At 56.1% G+C, this 20,729-nt stretch carries 15 protein-coding genes and 1 pseudogene; 13 read left to right on the top strand and 3 right to left on the bottom strand.

Translation table 11 applies throughout. The features are described 5' to 3' along the window. The first annotated feature begins 12 nt into the window (after positions 1–12). From msbA to PYR66_15380, 6 genes are all read left to right on the top strand, one after another. Entirely contained in the window at positions 13–1,761 is a 1,749-nt protein-coding gene (gene msbA, locus PYR66_15405; GenBank protein WEF26695.1) for a lipid A ABC transporter ATP-binding protein/permease MsbA, read from the top strand. Beyond that, the gene (lpxK, locus tag PYR66_15400; protein ID WEF26694.1) at positions 1,758–2,738 is read left to right on the top strand and encodes a tetraacyldisaccharide 4'-kinase; all 981 of its coding nucleotides are present in this window, start codon (positions 1,758–1,760) and stop codon (positions 2,736–2,738) included. Before msbA ends, lpxK begins: the two co-directional genes overlap by 4 nt. Positions 2,739–2,790: 52 nt before the next feature. Further along, positions 2,791–4,020 (top strand): winged helix-turn-helix domain-containing protein, encoded by a 1,230-nt coding sequence (locus PYR66_15395; GenBank protein WEF26693.1) that lies wholly within the window; start codon positions 2,791–2,793, stop codon positions 4,018–4,020. 87 nt (positions 4,021–4,107) lie between these two features. Continuing rightward, positions 4,108–4,290: a protein YcaR gene (ycaR, locus tag PYR66_15390; GenBank protein ID WEF26692.1), complete on the top strand. Its 183-nt coding sequence runs from the start codon at positions 4,108–4,110 to the stop codon at positions 4,288–4,290. Next, positions 4,287–5,033 carry a 3-deoxy-manno-octulosonate cytidylyltransferase gene (gene kdsB / locus PYR66_15385; protein WEF26691.1) on the top strand — a complete coding sequence of 249 codons (747 nt, stop codon included), beginning with the start codon at positions 4,287–4,289 and terminating at the stop codon, positions 5,031–5,033. The genes ycaR and kdsB overlap by 4 nt, the downstream gene beginning before the upstream one ends. Before the next feature lie 129 nt (positions 5,034–5,162). Beyond that, the gene (locus PYR66_15380) at positions 5,163–6,056 is read left to right on the top strand and encodes a YcbJ family phosphotransferase (protein ID WEF26690.1); all 894 of its coding nucleotides are present in this window, start codon (positions 5,163–5,165) and stop codon (positions 6,054–6,056) included. On the opposite strand, the gene elyC is transcribed toward PYR66_15380, so the two are convergent. After that, complete coding sequence (gene elyC / locus PYR66_15375) at positions 6,033–6,812, bottom strand: envelope biogenesis factor ElyC (protein WEF26689.1); 780 nt, start codon at positions 6,810–6,812, stop codon at positions 6,033–6,035. The two genes, PYR66_15380 and elyC, sit on opposite strands and share 24 nt — an antisense overlap. Before the next feature lie 121 nt (positions 6,813–6,933). On the opposite strand from elyC, the pseudogene cmoM reads away from it, so the two are divergent. From cmoM to PYR66_15340, 7 genes and pseudogenes are all read left to right on the top strand, one after another. After that, a pseudogene (cmoM, locus tag PYR66_15370) lies at positions 6,934–7,738 on the top strand (tRNA uridine 5-oxyacetic acid(34) methyltransferase CmoM). After that, positions 7,735–9,057 carry a chromosome partition protein MukF gene (gene mukF, locus PYR66_15365; protein WEF26688.1) on the top strand — a complete coding sequence of 441 codons (1,323 nt, stop codon included), beginning with the start codon at positions 7,735–7,737 and terminating at the stop codon, positions 9,055–9,057. The pseudogene cmoM and the gene mukF overlap by 4 nt, the downstream one beginning before the upstream one ends. Next, complete coding sequence (gene mukE / locus PYR66_15360) at positions 9,038–9,742, top strand: chromosome partition protein MukE (protein ID WEF26687.1); 705 nt, start codon at positions 9,038–9,040, stop codon at positions 9,740–9,742. Before mukF ends, mukE begins: the two co-directional genes overlap by 20 nt. Then, complete coding sequence (gene mukB / locus PYR66_15355) at positions 9,742–14,190, top strand: chromosome partition protein MukB (protein ID WEF26686.1); 4,449 nt, start codon at positions 9,742–9,744, stop codon at positions 14,188–14,190. Before mukE ends, mukB begins: the two co-directional genes overlap by 1 nt. Positions 14,191–14,375: 185 nt before the next feature. Further along, positions 14,376–16,166, top strand: coding sequence for a L,D-transpeptidase (gene ldtD / locus PYR66_15350; protein WEF26685.1), 1,791 nt, complete (start codon positions 14,376–14,378; stop codon positions 16,164–16,166). 305 nt (positions 16,167–16,471) lie between these two features. Beyond that, positions 16,472–17,023: a YcbK family protein gene (locus PYR66_15345; GenBank protein WEF30471.1), complete on the top strand. Its 552-nt coding sequence runs from the start codon at positions 16,472–16,474 to the stop codon at positions 17,021–17,023. A gap of 13 nt (positions 17,024–17,036) precedes the next feature. Next, positions 17,037–17,684: an MBL fold metallo-hydrolase gene (locus tag PYR66_15340; GenBank protein WEF26684.1), complete on the top strand. Its 648-nt coding sequence runs from the start codon at positions 17,037–17,039 to the stop codon at positions 17,682–17,684. Between the two features lie 67 nt (positions 17,685–17,751). Here the strand turns inward: PYR66_15340 and PYR66_15335 are convergent, their stop codons facing one another. Continuing rightward, entirely contained in the window at positions 17,752–18,942 is a 1,191-nt protein-coding gene (locus PYR66_15335; GenBank protein WEF26683.1) for an aspartate/tyrosine/aromatic aminotransferase, read from the bottom strand. 186 nt (positions 18,943–19,128) lie between these two features. Beyond that, positions 19,129–20,208 carry a porin gene (locus PYR66_15330; GenBank protein WEF26682.1) on the bottom strand — a complete coding sequence of 360 codons (1,080 nt, stop codon included), beginning with the start codon at positions 20,206–20,208 and terminating at the stop codon, positions 19,129–19,131. Positions 20,209–20,729 lie beyond the last annotated feature (521 nt).

Genomic DNA, 20,729 nt, shown 5'->3' with positions numbered 1-20,729 from the left:
CTGGTTTATTGAATGCAGAACGATAAAGATCTCTCCACGTGGCAGACCTTCCGCCGACTTTGGCCGATGATAGCGCCGTTTAAGGCCGGGCTAATCGTAGCGGCGGTGGCGTTGGTGCTTAACGCGGCTAGTGATACCTTCATGTTATCGCTTCTTAAACCGTTATTGGATGATGGTTTTGGTAAAACGGATCGATCCGTACTGATATGGATGCCGCTGGTGGTGATTGGCCTGATGGTACTGCGCGGGATCACCAGTTATATTTCAAGCTACTGTATCTCCTGGGTTTCCGGCAAAGTGGTGATGACAATGCGTCGTCGTCTGTTTGGCCATATGATGGGAATGCCCGTCGCCTTCTTCGACAAACAGTCCACCGGGACGCTGCTGTCGCGTATCACTTATGACTCTGAACAGGTGGCCTCCTCTTCTTCCAGCGCGTTGATTACCGTCGTGCGCGAAGGGGCGTCGATTATCGGTCTGTTCACCATGATGTTCTACTACAGCTGGCAGCTATCGCTGATCCTGATTGTGCTGGCGCCGATTGTTTCAGTCGCCATCCGGGTAGTCTCGAAGCGCTTCCGTAATATCAGTAAGAACATGCAGAACACGATGGGTCAGGTCACCACCAGCGCGGAACAGATGCTCAAAGGGCATAAAGAAGTGCTGATGTTCGGCGGTCAGGAAGTCGAAACGAAGCGTTTTGATAAGGTCAGCAATAAGATGCGTCTGCAGGGGATGAAAATGGTCTCCGCGTCCTCTATTTCCGACCCAATCATTCAGCTGATTGCCTCTCTGGCGCTGGCCTTTGTTCTGTATGCGGCAAGCTTCCCGAGCGTCATGGAAACGCTGACCGCCGGTACCATTACCGTGGTCTTCTCCTCAATGATCGCTCTGATGCGCCCGCTGAAATCGCTGACCAACGTGAATGCTCAGTTCCAGCGCGGGATGGCGGCATGTCAGACGCTGTTCTCCATTCTGGATTCCGAACAGGAGAAAGATGAAGGGACTCGCGTGATTGAGCGCGCGAAAGGCAATCTGGAATTCAACAACGTCACCTTTACCTATCCTGGCCGTGAAGTGGCTGCGCTGCGTAGCATCAATCTGAGCATCCCGGAAGGCAAAACCGTCGCTCTGGTGGGGCGTTCAGGTTCCGGTAAATCGACGATCGCCAGCCTGATCACCCGCTTCTACGACGTAGACGACGGGCAGATTCTGCTGGATGGTTACGATCTGCGCGACTACAAACTGAGTTCGTTGCGCGATCAGGTGGCGCTGGTTTCGCAGAACGTGCACCTGTTTAACGATACCGTCGCCAATAACATTGCCTATGCGCGTACCGAAGAGTATACCCGCGAGCAAATTGAAGAAGCCGCGCGTATGGCTTATGCGATGGACTTTATCAACAAGATGGATAATGGCCTGGATACGATAATCGGCGAGAACGGCGTCATGCTCTCCGGCGGCCAGCGTCAGCGCATTGCTATTGCCCGCGCGCTGCTGCGCAACAGCCCGATTCTTATCCTTGATGAAGCCACCTCGGCGCTGGATACTGAGTCCGAGCGTGCGATTCAGGCGGCGCTGGATGAGCTGCAGAAAAACCGTACTTCGCTGGTTATCGCCCACCGTCTGTCGACTATCGAACAGGCCGATGAAATCGTGGTGGTGGAAGATGGTCGCATTGTTGAACGCGGTAGCCATCTGGATCTGCTGGAACATAAAGGCGTCTATGCGCAGCTGCATAAAATGCAGTTTGGTCAATGATAGCTCGTCTCTGGTCCGGCGAATCACCGTTATGGCGACTGCTACTGCCGCTCTCCTGGCTATATGGCCTGGTGAGCGCTTTGATTCGCCTCAGCTATAAGCTGGGGTGGAAGAAAGCCTGGCGCGCGCCAGTGCCCGTGGTGGTGGTCGGTAATCTGACCGCTGGCGGCAATGGTAAAACGCCGGTGGTGGTATGGCTGGTGGAGCAATTGCAGCAACGCGGCATTCGCGTCGGCGTGGTGTCGCGCGGTTACGGTGGTAAAGCCGAAAGCTATCCGCTGGTGCTCAATGACGCGACGAGTACGGCGCAGGCGGGTGATGAACCCGTTTTGATTCGTCAGCGCACCGGCGCGCCGGTAGCGGTTTCGCCACTGCGCAGCGATGCGGTAAAAGCGTTACTGGCCGCTCACGATCTGCAAATTATCGTTACCGATGACGGCCTACAGCACTATAAGCTGGCGCGGGATAAAGAAATCGTAGTTATCGACGGCGTACGTCGTTTCGGTAACGGCTGGTGGTTGCCGGCCGGGCCGATGCGTGAGCGCGCGTCGCGTTTACAAAGCGTCGATGCGGTTATCGTTAACGGCGGCGTGGCGCGTCCGGGCGAAATCCCGATGCAGTTGCGCCCCGGTATGGCGGTTAATTTGCTTACCGGTGAACGTCGCGACGCCTCTGCCCTCGACAACGTTGTGGCGATGGCCGGTATTGGTCATCCGCCGCGCTTTTTCGCCACGCTTGAAAGCTGTGGCGTACAGCCGATCAAAACCGTGGCGTTGGCGGATCATCAGGCACTTAGCCAACCCGATGTCGCCGCCCTGGTGAGCGCGCAGCAGACGCTGTTGATGACGGAAAAAGATGCGGTGAAATGCCGCGAATTCGCCGCCGCCAACTGGTGGTATCTGCCGGTCGACGCCATAATGACGGATGAACGCGCGCAGCGATTGCTCGCGGATTTAGTTACGCTGGCGCAACGTTAACCCACGAGCAGGCTGTGCTCGCCGCTGTGCTGGAACCCTACGGAGAACCTGCATGTCGGTATTACAACTGTCGCTTAAAGAGGCTCGCCATCTTCATCTCGCGGCGCAGGGGTTATTAAAAAAGCCCCGGCGTCGCGCTCGCCAGAATGACATCCTTTCTACCATCCAGCAGATGTCGCTGCTGCAAATCGATACGATTAACGTCGTCGCGCGTAGCCCTTATCTGGTGCTGTTTAGTCGCCTCGGTAGCTATCCTCAGCACTGGCTGGATGATTCGCTGCGTAGCGGCGAGCTGATGGAATATTGGGCGCATGAAGCCTGTTTTCTACCGCGCAGCGATTTTGCTCTGGTGCGCCACCGGATGCTGAATCCCGATAAGATGGGCTGGAAATACCACAAAGAGTGGATGCGCGAACATGCCGCGAGCATTGAAGAATTGCTGGCGCATATTGCGCAGAATGGTCCGGTTCGTTCGGCGGATTTTTCCCATCCGCGCAAAGGCGCCAGCGGCTGGTGGGAGTGGAAACCGCATAAGCGCCATCTGGAAGGGCTATTTACCGCCGGAAAGTTGATGGTCGTGGAACGGCGTAACTTTCACCGGGTGTATGATTTAACCCATCGAGCGATGCCGTATTGGGACGACAAGCGAGACGCGCTCTCCCAGCCGCAGGCGGAGTCCATCATGCTGCGTAACAGCGCGCGCAGCCTGGGGATTTTCCGCCCGCAGTGGCTGGCGGATTACTATCGTCTGCGTCAGCCTTCGCTACCGGCGCTGCTGGCGGCGTGGCAGGAAGAAGGGCTGGTGGCGCCGGTCAATGTTGAAGAGTTGGGTGAAATGTGGCTGCATCGTGATGCGTTAGCGCAGCTGGAGTCGGCGCCCGGCGGTAAACTTAGCGCCAGCCACAGCGTCGTACTGTCGCCGTTTGATCCGGTGGTGTGGGACCGTAAACGCGCCGAGCAGTTATTCAACTTTAGTTATCGTCTGGAATGCTATACCCCGGCGCCGAAACGACAATACGGTTACTTTGTGCTGCCTCTGCTGCATCAGGGAAAACTGGTCGGCAGGATGGACAGCAAGGTACATCGTAAGGGCGGCATGCTGGAGGTCTTCTCGCTGTGGCTGGAGGAAGGCGTCAAAGTGACCGCCGGGCTGGAAAGCGGGCTCCAGCGGGCGATTACTGATTTTGCGCGCTGGCAGGGGGCTGAAACGGTCGTGCTGCGCCAGCTTCCGCCAACATTGTTTGCCGCCCAGCGGCAAGGGTGGGACGTCGATGCCGCGTGAAGCGCCAGCGGCGGCGCAAACGGATCCCGGTGTTTGTCATCCTGTGATATGCTGCTGACAAATCTATTCGGTCCATCAGGAGGAATCATGGATCACCGTTTACTTGAAATCATCGCCTGCCCGGTTTGCAACGGTAAGCTGTACTATAGCCAGGATAAGCAAGAGCTTATCTGCAAAGCCGACAACCTGGCTTTCCCGCTGCGTGATGGGATCCCGGTATTACTCGAAAACGAAGCGCGTTCGCTGGCGGTAGAAGAGAGTCAGCCATGAGTTTCGTCGTCATCATTCCCGCGCGTTTTGCCTCCACGCGTCTGCCGGGTAAACCTCTGCAGGATATCAACGGCAAGCCGATGATCGTCCACGTGCTGGAACGCGCCCGCGAATCCGGCGCGGAGCGCATTATTGTCGCCACCGATCATGAAGATGTCGCGCGTGCGGTAGAAGCCGCCGGCGGTGAGGTCTGCATGACCCGCGCCGATCATCAGTCCGGCACCGAACGACTGGCGGAAGTGGTTGAAAAATGCGCCTTCAGCGATGACACGATCATCGTCAATATTCAGGGTGATGAACCGATGATCCCGCCGGCGATCGTTCGTCAGGTCGCTGAAAACCTGGCTGCCAGCACCAGCGGTATGGCGACTCTGGCGGTGCCGATCCACGATGCGGAAGAGGCGTTCAATCCGAATGCGGTTAAAGTGGTGATGGATGCCAGCGGCTACGCGCTTTATTTCTCGCGCGCGACCATTCCGTGGGATCGCGACCGCTTTGCCAAATCACGCGAGCAAATCGGCGACTCGCTGCTGCGTCATATCGGTATTTACGGCTATCGTGCCGGTTTTATTCGCCGCTATGTTAGCTGGGCGCCGAGCCCGCTCGAACAAATAGAAATGCTCGAGCAGCTGCGTGTGCTGTGGTACGGCGAAAAAATTCACGTTGCGGTGGCGGAAGTGGTTCCGGGCACCGGCGTCGATACGCCGGAAGATCTGGAGCGCGTGCGCGCCGAGCTGCGTTAATCCTGCCGTCCCCTCCAGCAGGAGGGGACTATTTTCTTCTGCTATTTCGCGCATTTTTGATCTTATCCGCTGACAATCTTCTGCCTGACGCTCATTATGAAAACAGTAGTTTTCATGAGGGTATCTACAATGGAACAGTTGCGAACCGAACTGAGTCACCTGCTTGGCGAAAAGCTAAGTCGCGTGGAGTGCGTTAGCGAGAAACCCTCGTCAGCGCTATGGTCGCTGTATGATGCGCAGGGAAACCCGATGCCGCTGCTGGCGAAAAGCTTCACCACGCCCGGTGTGGCGCGCCAGCTGGCATGGAAAATATCGTTGCTTGCCCGCAGCGGCACCGTGCGGATGCCGGTGGTGTACGGTGTGATGACGCATGAAGAACATCCGGGGCCTGACGTATTGCTGATTGAACGGCTGCACGGCGTCTCGGCGGAAGCGCCGGCACGCACGCCGGAGCGCTGGGAACAGCTGCAGGAGCAGATTGTCGAAGGGTTGCTGGCGTGGCACCGGCAGGATAGCGGCGGCTGCGTGGGGATGGTCGACAGCACTCAGGAAAACCTCTGGCCGCACTGGTATCGTCAGCGGGTCGAAATGTTGTGGAGTACGCTGAATCTGTATCACGACACCGGTCTGACGATGCAGGATAAGCGCATCTTATTTCGCAGCCGTGAAAGCCTTCCTGAATTGTTTAGCGATTTCAATGATAACTGCGTGCTGGTCCACGGCTGCTTCACTTTGCGCAGTATGCTTAAGGATGCGCGCAGCGATCAGCTGCTGGCGATGGTTGGCCCGGGGATGTTGCTGTGGGCGCCGCGCGAGTATGAACTTTTCCGTCTCGCCGACGGCGGGCTGGGGGAGCAGTTGCTATGGCACTATCTACGTCGGGCGCCGGTGGCGGAATCTTTCCTCTGGCGGCGCTGGCTGTATCAATTGTGGGATGAGGTGGATAGCCTGGTGAATACCGGGCGCTTTGACCGCGCCCGTTTTTCACTGGCGGCGAAATCAATCCTGCCCTGGATCGCCTGAGGCGCCTTTCAACCACTGCCAGATTCGCCCCAGCGTCTCGTAAATCGCGCGGTCGCTGTGCATCAGCCAAAAAGGGGAGGGAATGGCACGTTCCCAGGGATTTAGCGCAGATTCCACCGCCAGCTGGTTGGCGGGCGCCGGTAGCGGATTCAGCCCGGCGTGACGGAAGAAAATCATCGCCCGCGGCAGATGCGAAGCGGAAGTGACCAGCAGGAACGGCGCGGCGCCGATGGCTTTTTTCACCTCTGTCGCTTCCTGCTCGGTATCTTTTGGCCGGTCGAGGACGATAATCGCGCTGCGTGGGACTCCGAGGCTTTCTGCGACACGCGCGCCAGCTTCAGCGGTGCTGACCGGGTTAGTTTTCGCCGCTGCGCCGGTAAAGATCATCTTCGATCCCGGATTTTCCCGCCACAAACGGATACCTTCCGCCAGCCGCGGGAGGCTGTTGTTGATCAGATTTGAGCTGGGCGCCCATTGCGGGTTCCAGGTATAGCCGCCGCCGAGCACCACGACATACTCAACGGGCGTGCCGCCGCGCCAGGTCGGGTAGTTTTTTTCGATTGGTTTCAGCAATTCGTCAGCCACCGGCTGCAGGCTTAGTAGCGTCAACAGCAGCCAGCTTAGCGTGACCAGTGTTTTGCCGGTCTTCTGAAAACGGCTGCGCCACAGTAGAGCAAGGCCGACCGCCATCAGCAATAACAGCAAGGGAAGCGGCAGCATCATGCCGCCCAAAACCTTTTTCAGTGTAAAAAGCATCCCGGATGGTTCCTTTTTTAACCATATAAGCAAAGTTATGCGCGGATCTTATAACAGATCGCTTCATTATCGCCGTGGGTATGACAAAATAGCGGTTTTGTGTTGGCTTGTGGAGTCGTCCGTGCAGGATCGCAATTTTGATGACATCGCTGAAAAGTTTTCGCGCAATATTTACGGCACCACCAAGGGCCAACTGCGCCAGGCGATCCTCTGGCAGGATCTGGAGCCGCTGCTTGCGCAGATGGGGCCAGGGCCGCTGCGAGTGCTCGACGCTGGCGGCGGAGAAGGGCAAACGGCGATCCGCATCGCGGAATTAGGCCATCATGTGACTCTATGCGATCTTTCCGCCGAAATGGTGGCCCGCGCTCAGCAGGCGGCCCGCGATAAAGGTGTGATCGACAACATGCATTTTGTACAATGCGCGGCTCAGGATATTGCTCAGCATTTGGAAAGCCCCGTCGATCTGATACTGTTTCATGCAGTACTGGAGTGGGTCGCGGAACCGCAGGAAATGTTGCGCACGCTGTGGTCGGTATTACGTCCGGGCGGCGCGCTGTCGTTAATGTTCTACAATGCTAACGGTCTGCTGATGCACAATATGGTCGCCGGGAACTTCGACTATGTACAAATTGGCATGCCGAAAAAGAAAAAACGCACGCTGTCGCCGGATTATCCGCGCGATCCGCAGCAAGTGTATGGCTGGCTGGAGGCGCTCGGCTGGCAGATAACCGGTAAAACCGGCGTGCGGGTGTTTCATGATTATCTGCGTGAGAAACGTAAACAGCATGATAGCTTTGCGGCGCTGCTGGAGCTGGAAACGCGCTACTGTCGCCAGGAGCCGTATATCAGCCTGGGCCGCTATATTCATGTCACCGCGCTTAAGACCGATCCAGGCGCACAGCCGCAGATGCAAGGATAAACTATGAGTGAATTTTCCCAGACAGTCCCCGAACTGGTTGCCTGGGCCAGGAAAAATGATTTTTCCATCTCGCTGCCGGTCGACAGACTCTCTTTTCTGCTGGCTGTCGCCACGCTGAACGGCGAGCGGCTGGAAGGGGAAATGACCGAGGGAGAACTGGTGGATGCGTTCCGCCACGTCAGTGATGCGTTTGAGCAGACCAGCGAAACCATCAGCCAGCGCGCCAATAACGCCATCAACGATATGGTGCGCCAGCGTCTGCTGAACCGCTTTACCAGCGAAATTACGGAAGGCAATGCGATATATCGCCTGACGCCATTAGGCATCGGCATTACCGACTACTACATTCGCCAGCGTGAGTTTTCCACCCTGCGTCTGTCGATGCAGCTGTCGATTGTGGCGAGCGAACTAAAGCGCGCAGCGGATTCGGCGGATGAGGGCGGCGATGAGTTCCACTGGCATCGCAACGTTTTTGCGCCGCTGAAATATTCCGTGGCGGAAATCTTCGATAGTATCGATCTGACTCAGCGCATTATGGATGAGCAGCAGCAGCAGGTGAAAGACGACATTGCCCAGTTGTTGAACAAAGACTGGCGCGCGGCGATTTCCAGCTGCGAACTGCTGCTGTCCGAAACGTCCGGTACCCTGCGTGAACTGCAGGATACGCTGGATGCGGCGGGCGATAAGCTGCAGGCTAACCTGCTGCGTATCCAGGATGCCACCATTGCGCGTGACGATCTGCATTTTGTCGACCGTCTGGTGTTCGACCTGCAGAGCAAGCTTGACCGTATCGTCAGTTGGGGTCAGCAGGCTATCGACTTGTGGATCGGGTACGATCGCCATGTACATAAGTTTATCCGTACCGCCATCGATATGGATAAAAACCGCGTCTTCGCCCAGCGTTTGCGCCAGTCGGTGCAAACCTACTTCGAGGCGCCGTGGGCGTTGACCTACGCCAGCGCCGATCGTTTGCTGGATATGCGCGATGAAGAGATGGCGCTGCGCGATGAAGAAGTCACCGGCGAGCTACCGGCGGACCTTGAGTTCGAAGAGTTCAACGAAATTCGCGAGCAACTGGCCGCGCTGATTGAAGCGCAGCTGGTGGTTTACAAAGAGAAAGGAATGCCGCTGGATCTCGGCCTGGTGGCGCGAGAATTCCTGGCGCAGTATCCGCGCGCGCGTCACTTCGACGTCGCGCGAATCGTCGTTGACCAGGCGGTACAGCTGGGCGTCGCCCAGGCAGATTTCACCGGACTGCCGGCAAAATGGCAGCCGATTAATGATTACGGAGCCAAGGTACAGGCGCATGTCATTGACAAATATTGAACAAGTGATGCCAGCTAAACTGGCGCAGGCGTTGGCCAATCCGTTGTTTCCGGCGCTGGATAGCGCCCTGCGCGCAGGCCGCCACATTGGCCTGGATGAGCTGGATAATCACGCATTTTTGATGGATTTTCAGGATTACCTGGAAGAGTTTTATGCTCGCTACAACGTTGAGCTGATCCGTGCGCCGGAAGGGTTTTTCTACCTGCGCCCGCGTTCCACGACGCTCATTCCGCGTTCGGTCTTGTCAGAGCTGGATATGATGGTCGGCAAAATTCTTTGCTATCTCTATCTCAGCCCTGAGCGTCTGGCCAATGAAGGGATCTTCACCCAGCAGGAACTCTACGACGAGCTGTTGACGCTGGCGGATGAAGCCAAATTGCTGAAGTTGGTGAACAACCGTTCCACCGGCTCCGATTTAGACCGCCAGAAGCTGCAGGAAAAAATGCGCGCTTCCCTGAACCGCCTGCGCCGCCTTGGTATGGTGTGGTTTATGGGACATGACAGCAGTAAATTCCGCATTACCGAGTCGGTCTTCCGCTTCGGCGCTGACGTTCGCGTCGGTGACGATCCGCGTGAAGCGCAGCTGCGCATGATCCGCGACGGTGAAGCGATGGCGCTGGAGAATCACCTGCAGCTCAATGACGAGAATGAAGAGAATCAGCCGGATAGCGGGGAGGAAGAATAATGATTGAACGCGGTAAGTTTCGCTCGCTGACGCTGGTTAACTGGAACGGTTTTTTTGCCCGAACCTTCGATCTCGATGAACTGGTGACCACGCTTTCCGGAGGCAACGGCGCCGGTAAATCCACCACCATGGCGGCTTTCGTCACGGCGTTGATCCCGGATTTAACCCTGCTGCACTTCCGTAACACCACCGAAGCGGGCGCGACCAGCGGTTCGCGTGATAAAGGTCTGCACGGTAAGCTGCGCGCCGGGGTGTGTTACTCGGTGCTCGATGTGATCAACTCGCGCCATCAGCGCGTGGTGGTTGGCGTGCGTCTGCAACAGGTCGCCGGGCGCGATCGTAAAGTGGATATCAAACCTTTTGCCATTCAGGGGTTGCCGACATCGATCCAGCCGACTCAGCTATTGACCGAAACCCTCAACGATCGTCAGGCGCGCGTTGTTAGCCTTAACGAGCTGAAAGACAAGCTTGAAGCGATGGAAGGGGTTCAGTTCAAGCAGTTCAACTCGATTACTGAATACCACTCGCTGATGTTCGATCTGGGCGTGGTGGCGCGTCGTCTGCGTTCCGCATCCGATCGTAGTAAATACTATCGCCTGATTGAGGCCTCGCTGTACGGCGGGATCTCCAGCACCATTACCCGCTCGCTGCGTGACTACCTGCTGCCGGAAAACAGCGGCGTACGTAAAGCGTTCCAGGATATGGAAGCCGCGTTGCGTGAAAACCGCATGACCCTGGAAGCGATTCGCGTGACCCAGTCCGACCGCGATCTGTTTAAACACCTGATCAGCGAAGCCACCAACTACGTGGCGGCGGACTACATGCGCCATGCCAACGAGCGGCGTATTCATCTTGATAAGGCGCTGGAGTATCGCCGCGATCTCTTCACGTCGCGGGCGCAACTGGCGGCGGAGCAGTATAAGCACGTCGATATGGCGCGCGAACTGCAGGAGCATAACGGCGCGGAAGGCGATCTGGAGGCCGATTACCAGGCCGCCAGCGATCACCTGAACCTGGTGCAGACCGCGCTGCGCCAGCAGGAAAAAATCGAGCGCTACGAAGCGGATCTCGATGAGCTGCAGATCCGTCTGGAAGAGCAGAATGAAGTGGTGGCGGAAGCCGCCGACCAGCAGGAAGAAAATGAAGCCCGCGCCGAGGCCGCCGAGCTGGAAGTGGACGAGCTGAAAAGCCAGCTCGCCGACTACCAACAGGCTCTCGACGTGCAGCAAACTCGCGCGATTCAGTACAACCAGGCGCTGCAGGCGCTGGAACGCGCGCGCGCGCTGTGTCATCTGCCGGATTTAACGGCTGACAGCGCCGACGAATGGCTGGAAACCTTCCAGGCGAAAGAGCAAGAAGCGACGGAAAAAATGCTGTCGCTGGAACAGAAAATGAGCGTGGCGCAAACCGCGCACAGCCAGTTCGAACAGGCGTATCAGCTGGTGGCGGCGATCAACGGCCCGCTGGCGCGTAATGAAGCCTGGGACATCGCGCGCGAACTACTGCGTGATGGCGTCAACCAGCGTCACCAGGCCGAGCAGGCTCATGGGTTGCGCAGCCGCCTGAACGAGCTGGAACAACGTCTGCGCGAGCAGCAGGACGCCGAGCGTCAGTTGTCAGAGTTCTGCAAACGTCAGGGCAAACGCTACGATATTGACGACCTGGAAACGCTGCATCAGGAACTGGAAGCGCGCATCGCGTCGCTGGCCGATAGCGTGACTAACGCTCAGGAACAGCGCATGACCTTGCGTCAGGAACTGGAACAGCTGCAATCGCGTACCCAGACGCTGATGCGTCGGGCGCCGATTTGGCTGGCGGCGCAAAATAGCCTCAACCAGCTGTGCGAGCAGAGCGGCGAACAGTTTGAATCAAGTCAGGATGTCACCGAGTATCTCCAGCAATTACTGGAGCGCGAGCGTGAAGCCATCGTTGAGCGCGACGAAGTCGGCGCCCGCAAGCGCGCGATCGACGAAGAAATCGAGCGTCTCAGCCAGCCAGGTGGTTCTGAAGACCAGCGTCTGAACGCGCTGGCGGAACGCTTTGGCGGCGTGCTGTTATCGGAAATCTATGACGACGTTAGCCTTGAAGATGCGCCGTATTTCTCCGCGCTGTATGGTCCGTCACGCCATGCAATCGTGGTGCCGGATTTGTCGCAGGTCGCGGAACAGCTCGAAGGACTGGAGGATTGCCCGGAAGATCTGTATCTGATCGAGGGCGATCCGCAGTCCTTTGATGACAGCGTCTTCAGCGTCGATGAGCTGGAAAAGGCAGTAGTGGTGAAGATTGCCGATCGCCAGTGGCGCTATTCGCGCTTCCCGACGCTGCCGCTGTTTGGCCGCGCTGCGCGTGAAAACCGTATCGAGACCCTGCACGCTGAGCGCGAAAATCTGTCCGAACGTTTCGCGACGCTGTCGTTTGATGTGCAGAAAACACAGCGCTTGCATCAGGCCTTCAGCCGCTTCATCGGCAGCCATCTGGCGGTCGCCTTCGATGACGATCCGGAAGAAGAAATCCGCAAGCTCAACAGCCGCCGCGGCGAGCTGGAGCGCGCGCTGAATGCCCATGAAAGCGATAATCAACAGAACCGCGTCCAGTATGAGCAGGCGAAAGAGGGCGTTTCAGCGCTTAACCGCCTGCTGCCGCGCCTGAATCTGCTGGCCGATGAGACGCTCGCCGACCGCGTTGATGAAATCCAGGAACGTCTGGACGAAGCGCAGGAAGCGGCGCGCTTTATCCAGCAGTACGGCAACCAGCTGGCGAAACTGGAACCCATCGTCTCGGTACTGCAGAGCGATCCGGAGCAATTTGAACAGCTGAAAGAGGATTACGCGTACTCGCAGCAAACCCAGCGCGATGCGCGTCAACAGGCCTTTGCGCTGGCGGAAGTCGTACAGCGCCGCGCCCACTTCAGCTACTCTGATTCGGCGGAGATGCTCAGCGGCAACAACGATCTCAACGAGAAGCTGCGTCAGCGTCTGGAGCAGGCGGAGTCCGAGCGTAGCCGCTCACGTGAAGCCATGCGTAGTCATGTCGCGCAGTTGAACCAGTACAATCAGGTGCTGGCGTCGCTGAAAAGCTCGTATGACACTAAAAAAGAGCTGCTCAACGATCTGTATAAAGAGCTGCAGGATATCGGCGTGCGTGCCGACGCCGGCGCGGAAGAGCGCGCGCGTCAGCGCCGTGACGGGCTGCACATGCAGTTGAGCAACAACCGCTCTCGTCGCAATCAGCTGGAGAAAGCGTTGACCTTCTGCGAAGCGGAAATGGACAACCTGAACCGCAAACTGCGTAAGCTGGAGCGTGATTACTGCGAAATGCGCGAGCAGGTGGTCACCGCCAAGGCAGGCTGGTGCGCGGTGATGCGTCTGGTGAAAGACAACGGCGTTGAGCGTCGCCTGCACCGCCGCGAGCTGGCCTATCTCTCCGCCGACGAGTTGCGTTCGATGTCGGATAAGGCATTGGGCGCGCTGCGTCTGGCGGTTTCTGATAACGAACACCTGCGCGATGTGCTGCGCATTTCGGAAGATCCGAAGCGTCCGGAACGTAAAATCCAGTTCTTCGTCGCCGTCTATCAGCATCTGCGCGAGCGTATCCGCCAGGATATTATTCGTACGGATGACCCGGTGGAAGCGATCGAGCAGATGGAAATCGAGCTCAGCCGCCTGACGGAAGAGTTGACCAACCGCGAACAGAAGTTGGCGATAAGCTCGCGAAGCGTGGCCAACATCATTCGTAAGACCATCCAACGTGAGCAGAACCGTATCCGTATGCTCAACCAGGGTCTGCAGAGCGTCTCGTTCGGACAGGTCAACAGCGTGCGTCTGAACGTCAATGTGCGCGAGACCCACTCGACGCTGCTCGATGTGCTGTCTGAGCAGCACGAGCAGCATCAGGATCTGTTCAACAGCAACCGCCTGACCTTCTCCGAAGCGTTGGCGAAACTGTACCAACGCCTGAATCCGCAAATCGATATGGGCCAGCGTACGCCGCAAACCATCGGCGAAGAGCTGCTCGACTACCGCAACTATCTGGAGATGGAAGTGGAAGTTAACCGTGGTTCCGACGGGTGGTTACGTGCCGAGTCCGGCGCGCTGTCGACCGGTGAAGCGATTGGTACCGGGATGTCGATTCTGGTGATGGTGGTTCAGAGCTGGGAAGATGAATCCCGTCGCCTGCGCGGCAAGGATATCTCGCCATGCCGTCTGCTGTTCCTCGATGAGGCGGCGCGCCTTGACGCCCGTTCTATCGCCACGCTGTTTGAACTGTGCGAGCGTCTGGAGATGCAGCTCATCATCGCGGCGCCGGAAAACATCAGCCCGGAAAAAGGCACGACCTATAAGCTGGTGCGTAAAGTGTTTAATAATCACGAACACGTACACGTTGTTGGTCTGCGTGGTTTTGCCGCGCCGGTGCCTGAAGCACTGCCTGGAACGGCAGACGCCTCATAAGCAGGGGACCATTAATAGGAAAAAGGGCGACAAATTGTCGCCCTTTTTGTTATTCGCTACGCTAGTCTAACGTAGTATTATCTTTAAACTTCTTTACATTTGGGAAGGCAAAAGCGTTTTCGCCTTTATATACTGAGAGTGAGCCCCATTTGGCGGGCGGCAATGTGTCAACAGGGGGGCAAGGGATGTTGCTAAAGAAACGGTATGGTCGTCAATGGTCGGCGCTCAGCTTGAGCCTGGCTTTTGCATTTGCTCCGCTGTTCAATGTCCAGGCCGCAGAGCCTGACGTTATACCTACAGATAGTTCCGCGACGGTGGGAGAACTCTCATCGGCATTCACGCAGGGTGAGGGTCAGTCTTCGTCGGTGGCGCAAATGGCGGGTGAACAACCGCTGGCGGCGGATGCGGCGGCGAAAAGCCGCGCTGAAATCGCAGCGCTGCTGCCGTCGGGTTATCATCCCGTCTATATCAATCCACTGGTGGCGCTGTATGCCGCTCGCGACATGAAGCCGATGTGGGAGAACCGCGACGCGGTACAAGCCTTTCAACAGCAGTTGGCCGAGGTCGCCATCGCCGGTTTCCAACCGCAGTTCACCACCTGGGTGGGTTTGCTGACTGACCCTACCGTGAGCGGGATGGCGCGTGATGTTGTGCTTTCCGATGCGATGATGGGGTACCTGCATTTTATTAGCGGTATTCCGACACAGGGCAACCGCTGGTTGTACGGCTCAACGCCTTACAAAATGGCGATGCCGCCGCTGTCGGTGATCAACCAGTGGCAACTGGCGCTGGATAACGGCTCTTTACCGCAGTTTATCGCCAGTCTGGCCCCGCAACATACGCAATATGACGCGATGCATCAGGCGCTGCTGGCGCTGGTGGCGGATACCCGTCCGTGGCCGCAGTTGACCGGCAATGCTTCGCTGCGGCCGGGAGAATGGAGCAACGACATCGGCGCGTTACGCGAAATCTTACAGCGCACCGGAATGTTGGATGACTCGGCGAAAATCGCTTTACCTGGCGACGTCGTGAGCCCATCAGCGAAGAAGAAAGCGAAGCCTGCCGCTCGTGGCGTGTACGATCGCCAACTGGTGGAGGGCGTTAAACGCTTCCAGGCCTGGCAAGGATTGGGGGCTGATGGCGTTATCGGGCAATCTACCCGCGACTGGCTGAATGTCTCCTCGGCGCAGCGCGCCGGAGTACTGGCGCTGAATATTCAGCGTCTGCGCTTGCTGCCGAACAAACTGTCCACCGGTATCATGGTTAATATTCCGGCCTTCTCGCTGGTCTACTATCAGGATGGCAGTCAGGTGCTGGCGTCGAGGGTGATCGTTGGCCGCCCGGATCGTAAAACGCCGATGATGAGCAGCGCGTTGAATAACGTGGTGGTGAACCCGCCGTGGAACGTGCCGCCGACACTGGCGCGCAAAGATATTCTGCCGAAGGTGCGCAGCAATCCTGGCTATTTAGAGCAGCATGGTTATACCCTGATGCGCGGCTGGAACAGCAAAGAGGCCATTGACCCGTATCGCGTCGACTGGTCGACCATCACCGAGAAAAACCTGCCGTTCCGCTTTCAACAAGCGCCGGGCGCGCGCAACTCGCTGGGTCGGTATAAATTCAATATGCCAAGCTCAGATGCTATCTATCTGCACGATACGCCGAACCATAATCTGTTCCAGAAAGATGTTCGCGCATTGAGTTCAGGCTGTGTACGCGTCAATAAGGCGTCTGAGCTGGCGAATATGCTGCTGCAGGATGCCGGATGGAACGATACGCGTATTTCCGATGCGCTGAAGCAGGGGGATACCCGCTACGTCAATATTCGGCAAAATATACCGGTTAATTTATATTATTTGACCGCTTTTGTTGGCGCTGATGGACGTACACAATATCGAACAGATATTTACAATTACGATCTCACCGCGCGATCCAGCGCACAAGTTCTGCCAAAAGCTGAACAATTAATCAGGTAAATGAAGTAGTTCTGGGAAATATGTTGTCCTAGCACTGAACGAAATCGGGCTCTGGTCGTCTACAGAGCCCGTATTTCCTGGGGTGAGGCTGCCTTGACGTTGGCAATAATGCCCGGTAAGGTGCCTCTCGTGCGCCAGAAGTGCATATACATATAATCCTGAAAAATGTGTTGTGGCAGTCAACACGAAAATGCTCTTCTGCTGTGATTTTATTAGCAGCAATGGAGCGTTAATGCGTGTTGCCAGCCAAATACGTTTTGGCGGAAAAGTATATTACGATTCATTTACCTGTAGACCTGATTATCATGGACAAATTTGACGCTAATCGCCGCAGATTGCTGGCGTTGGGTGGCGCTGCCCTCGGTGCTGCCGCCATTCTCCCTGCGCCGGCATTTGCCACCCTCTCAACCCCCCGACCGCGTATTTTGACGCTGAACAACCTGCACACCGGTGAATCACTCAAGGCGGAGTTTTTCGATGGTAGAGGCTATATTCAGGATGAATTAGCAAGACTTAATCATTTTTTCCGCGATTTCCGCGCGAATAAAATTAAGTCTATCGACCCAGGTCTGTTCGATCATCTTTATCGCCTGCAGGGGTTACTTGGCACCAACAAGCCTGTCCAACTCATCTCCGGCTATCGCTCTCTGGATACCAATGATGAGCTTCGCGCACGAAGCCGTGGTGTAGCGAAACACAGCTATCACACCAAAGGGCAGGCCATGGATTTCCATATTGAAGGCATTGCCTTAAGCAATATTCGCAAAGCGGCGTTATCTATGCGCGCAGGTGGTGTAGGATACTACCCACGTAGCAACTTTGTGCATATTGATACCGGTCCGGTACGGCACTGGTAACGAAAGGAGCATCATGAACTATCGTATTATTCCGGTCACGGCGTTCGCCCAGAACTGTTCTTTGATTTGGTGTGAACAAACCCGGCTTGCCGCTCTTGTTGATCCCGGCGGCGACGCCGAGCGCATCAAAGAGGAAGTGGCGGTGGCAGGCGTGAGCCTGATGCAGATCCTGCTGACTCACGGTCATCTGGATCACGTGGGCGCGGCAGCTGAGCTGGCGCAACACTACGGCGTGCCGATTATCGGACCGGAAAAAGAAGATGAGTTCTGGCTGGAAGGATTGCCGGCGCAAAGCCGCATGTTCGGGCTGGATGAATGCCAGCCTTTGCAGCCGGACCGCTGGCTGAATGAAGGTGACGTCGTGACTGTCGGCAACCTCTCTCTGCAGGTGCTGCATTGCCCTGGCCATACGCCAGGGCACGTCGTTTTCTTCGACGAGACCTCTCGTCTGTTGATTTCCGGCGATGTGATTTTCAAGGGCGGAGTAGGGCGCAGCGATTTCCCGCGTGGCGACCACGGCCAATTGATTGATGCGATTAAACGTAAGCTGTTGCCGTTGGGCGATGACGTCACGTTTATCCCGGGTCATGGTCCGCTGTCGACGCTGGGGTATGAGCGTCTGCATAATCCGTTCCTGCAGGACGAAATGCCGGTCTGGTAATGCCAGACCTCAAGGAAATAAAAAAGGCCGCGTTTGCGGCCTTTTGTTTACGCGTTGGGGCCGTGAGTTAGAGGACCGCGACGATAGCTTCGCACAGCGGCGCCATGTTGTCCGGAGTCATCCCCGCCACGTTGATACGCCCTGAAGCGACCGCGTAAATGGCGAATTCCTCACGCAGGCGCAGCACCTGTTCTTTGGTCAGGCCACTGAACGAGAACATGCCGTTTTGTTTAGTGATGAAGGTGAAGTCGCGGTTAGCGCCTTTTTCCTGCAGCGTATTCACAAACAGTAAACGCATGCGCTGGATACGCTGGCGCATATCGGTCAGTTCTTGTTCCCAGATCGCGCGCAGCGCATCGTTGCTGAGAATCGTCGCCACCACGGAAGCGCCATGCGCTGGCGGGTTAGAATAGTTGGCGCGAATCGACGCTTTCATCTGGCTGAAGGCGCGATCGACAGTTTCCTGATCGGCGGCAACCAGCGTACAAGCGCCAACGCGCTCGTTGTACAGGCCGAAGTTCTTCGAGTAAGAGCTGGCGACCAGCAGTTCTTGATGCAGTGCGGCAAAAGCGCGCAGGCCTTCAGCATCTTCTTCCAGACCGCGGGCAAAGCCCTGGTAGGCGAAGTCAAACAGCGGCAGCCAGCCTTTTTCGACCGACAGCTGCGCCAGCTGTTGCCACTGTTCCAGCGTCGGATCGATACCGGTTGGGTTGTGGCAGCAGCCGTGGAACAGAACCACGTCGCCCGCCTGCGCCTCATCCAGGCTGGCCAGCAGACCGTCGAAATCAAGCTGATGGTTGGCGGCGTCGTAGTAGGCATATTCACGTACTTCCAGGCCGGCGGCGCCGAAGACGCTTTTATGGTTCGGCCAGCTTGGATTACTGACCCATACGCGTTTAACGTCGGTATTTTTGGCGAGGAAATCGGCCGCCACGCGCAGGGCGCCAGTGCCGCCTGGGGTCTGGGCGGTGCGGGCACGTTTATCGCTAATGATTGAGTTTCCTCTGCCGAACAGCAGCTCCTGGGTGCAGCGACCAAATTCCGGAATACCATCAATACCCAGGTAATTTTTGGTGGTTTCATTTTCCAGCAGATATTGCTCGGCTTTTTTTACGCTGGTCAGAACAGGCGTTTTGCCGGTTTCATCTTTATAAACACCAATTCCGAGGTTGATTTTGCCAGGGCGGTCATCGGCACGAAACAGATCGGCCAGGCCCAGAATAGGGTCGGCAGGGGCGGCTGTAATGTTCTCAAACATGACGAGGTTCCATTGTGATTACTGAGGGAAATCCGCTATCAGGGTAACGGTAGATTTACAAATTGCCAACCGTTTGCGACAAAAAGCGAGAAGGTTTTTGCAAGTTACGATCTTCGTCTTATTAACGTAGAAAAGCAGGACCGAAGTCCTGCTTTTTAGGCATATCACGAAGGGGTGTACTGCAGATTAGAACTGGTAAACGATACCAACCGCGGCCTGGTCGTCGGTCGCCACGTTGGCCTGACGAGTGTAGCTGTTGTCGTCCAGCAGGTTGAATTTGTACGCCGCGTACACGTTCATGTTCTTGTTGAAGTAGTACCAGGTACCCAGTTCTACATATTTAACCAGGTCAGCATCGCCGCCGCCGAAGCCGCCACGACCCTGCAGGTCTTTACCTTTGGTCTGTACGTAGCCGACGGACGGACGCAGGCCGAAGTCGAACTGGTACTGAGCAACAGCTTCGAAGTTCTGGGTTTTACCCGCGAAGCGATCGCCTTCTTCCGGAGTCATGTTGTAGGTCTGCGAGTACATCACAGCAGCATAGATGTTGTTCGCATCGTATTTCGCGGAGGTCGCCCATGCTTCCGCTTTGTTGCCGCTGCCGTCTCGTTTCTGGTCGGCGCTACGGTTGGAGTTAGCATAACCTGCGGACAGCGCGATACCGTTGTCAAACGCGTAGGTTGCTGAGGTGCTGAAGCCGTCGCCGTTCTGTTTGCTAATGGAACGGTCGTGATCGTTTTTACCCTGGTACTGCAGCGCGAAGCTCAGGCCGTCAACCAGACCGAAGAAGTCTGAGTTACGGTAAGTGGCTACGCCGTTGGCACGGCCGGTCATGTAGTTATCGGTGTAGTTCCAGCCGTCGCCGCCCCACTCAACCAGCATATCGGTTGCGGATTCAACGTCGTAGATGGCGCCGTAGTTACGACCGTAGTCGAATGAACCGTATTCGCCCGCTTTCAGACCAGCGAAGGCCAGACGGGTTTTAGTCGGCTGAGAACCCTCAACGTTGGATGCATCCATGTTGTATTCCCACTGACCGTAACCGATCAGTTGGTCGTTGATCTGAGTTTCGCCTTTCAGGCCGATACGAGCGTAGGTGGTGTCATCGCTGCTGGTGTCACCGTTGGTGGTCCAGACATGCTCACCAACCATTTTTCCGTAGAAATCCAGTTTGTTGCCGTTTTTGTTATAGATTTCCGCAGCGTTGGCCGCACCGGCTACCAGCAGGGCAGGGATCACCACTGCCAGAATATTGCGCTTCATCATTATTTATTACCCTCATTTAATATTTTTTATATGACACTTGCCACCGCCCGCCAATAAATTCCGTCAATGAAAATTTACAGAACTATTGAGGATAGTTTGGTGTCTGGAGGCATCTTTCCATCGGCGGTGCCGTTTCGCTAGCCGGAAAATGCTACCAATATCGTAAAATGGTAACCAAAAGAAAAAACATGTAACTAAATATGTATTTCTTTGAACTTTGTGAACTCAATCAAAATTCCGTTCCACTTTGCGAAGAAGGTCACTCTCTTATATATATCTATATGAATTAGTTATGAATATTTTTGCTAAAACCAGATTTGATTATTTTTTGACTGGTATCGGGCTGTTTTTCGCTCAGATGGTTTTTTTGCATATCGTGCGCCAAATGGATAAAAAATAAGCAAATCAATCAGTGTATTTGCCGATGTCTTAACATAAGGTGCGATACCAACCTACGAAGGGTGAGGAAATAGTGAGTAACATAATTACAAATTGTGAGGGTTGATGTTTAAATTTGCTGA

The sequence above is a fragment of the Klebsiella aerogenes genome (genome assembly GCA_029027985.1).
GTDB lineage: Bacteria > Pseudomonadota > Gammaproteobacteria > Enterobacterales > Enterobacteriaceae > Klebsiella > Klebsiella aerogenes_A.
Note: the sequence above shows the minus strand (reverse complement) of the source record. Positions and strands in the feature narration are given on the sequence as shown.

Coding starts and splice junctions, on each gene's coding strand:
- PYR66_15380 (WEF26690.1), top strand. CDS start 5,163: ATGGAACAGTTGCGAACCGAACTGAGTCACCTGCTTGGCGAAAAGCTA.
- PYR66_15330 (WEF26682.1), bottom strand. CDS start 20,208: ATGATGAAGCGCAATATTCTGGCAGTGGTGATCCCTGCCCTGCTGGTA.
- mukE (WEF26687.1), top strand. CDS start 9,038: ATGTCATTGACAAATATTGAACAAGTGATGCCAGCTAAACTGGCGCAG.
- PYR66_15340 (WEF26684.1), top strand. CDS start 17,037: ATGAACTATCGTATTATTCCGGTCACGGCGTTCGCCCAGAACTGTTCT.
- mukF (WEF26688.1), top strand. CDS start 7,735: ATGAGTGAATTTTCCCAGACAGTCCCCGAACTGGTTGCCTGGGCCAGG.
- ldtD (WEF26685.1), top strand. CDS start 14,376: ATGTTGCTAAAGAAACGGTATGGTCGTCAATGGTCGGCGCTCAGCTTG.
- kdsB (WEF26691.1), top strand. CDS start 4,287: ATGAGTTTCGTCGTCATCATTCCCGCGCGTTTTGCCTCCACGCGTCTG.
- elyC (WEF26689.1), bottom strand. CDS start 6,812: ATGCTTTTTACACTGAAAAAGGTTTTGGGCGGCATGATGCTGCCGCTT.
- ycaR (WEF26692.1), top strand. CDS start 4,108: ATGGATCACCGTTTACTTGAAATCATCGCCTGCCCGGTTTGCAACGGT.
- msbA (WEF26695.1), top strand. CDS start 13: ATGCAGAACGATAAAGATCTCTCCACGTGGCAGACCTTCCGCCGACTT.
- mukB (WEF26686.1), top strand. CDS start 9,742: ATGATTGAACGCGGTAAGTTTCGCTCGCTGACGCTGGTTAACTGGAAC.
- PYR66_15335 (WEF26683.1), bottom strand. CDS start 18,942: ATGTTTGAGAACATTACAGCCGCCCCTGCCGACCCTATTCTGGGCCTG.
- PYR66_15395 (WEF26693.1), top strand. CDS start 2,791: ATGTCGGTATTACAACTGTCGCTTAAAGAGGCTCGCCATCTTCATCTC.
- PYR66_15345 (WEF30471.1), top strand. CDS start 16,472: ATGGACAAATTTGACGCTAATCGCCGCAGATTGCTGGCGTTGGGTGGC.
- lpxK (WEF26694.1), top strand. CDS start 1,758: ATGATAGCTCGTCTCTGGTCCGGCGAATCACCGTTATGGCGACTGCTA.